The 383-nt window shown below is 53.5% G+C and carries 2 pseudogenes; one reads left to right on the forward strand and one right to left on the reverse strand.

The window, feature by feature from the left end:
- Positions 1-250: pseudogene (locus tag ACRPFF_RS11740) on the forward strand (hypothetical protein); the annotation flags it as partial.
- A 1-nt stretch (position 251) separates the two neighbouring features.
- Here the strand turns inward: ACRPFF_RS11740 and ACRPFF_RS11745 are convergent.
- Positions 252-371: pseudogene (locus tag ACRPFF_RS11745) on the reverse strand (phosphoribosylamine--glycine ligase N-terminal domain-containing protein); the annotation flags it as partial.
- Between the last annotated feature and the right edge of the window lie 12 nt (positions 372-383).

The following is a 383-nucleotide window of genomic DNA, read 5'->3' on the forward strand; positions in this document are numbered from 1 at the left end:
TATTGTAAAAATCGGAGTTAACATTATTGGAGCCGATTTGCAGGTATTGGTTGGCATTAAAGTCGCCCACGCTGTCGGCCACAATCGCGCCTTTTTTCAGGGTGGCGAGGACGGTAAGGGTTTTGTCGCACCTAACCAGCTGACCGGCAACGATGTGATGCAGATGCTGAACCAGTCCACGCGCAATCAGGCACTTGCCGCCCTGACCGTCAAAACGGTTTCCGCCTGCTTCAAACGCCTGTACCGCTAACCTCAATCGACGTACCGGCCTTACCGGGTGCAACAAATACTGTTTCCACTTTGGGCAACTGCGCCACTTTCCAAGCCAGCGCGTGTTCGCGACCGCCATTACCGATAACCAGCAGTTTCATGCCATCTCCTTG

This window comes from Neisseria sp. SLRRB23, from assembly GCF_050896295.1.
GTDB lineage: Bacteria > Pseudomonadota > Gammaproteobacteria > Burkholderiales > Neisseriaceae > Neisseria.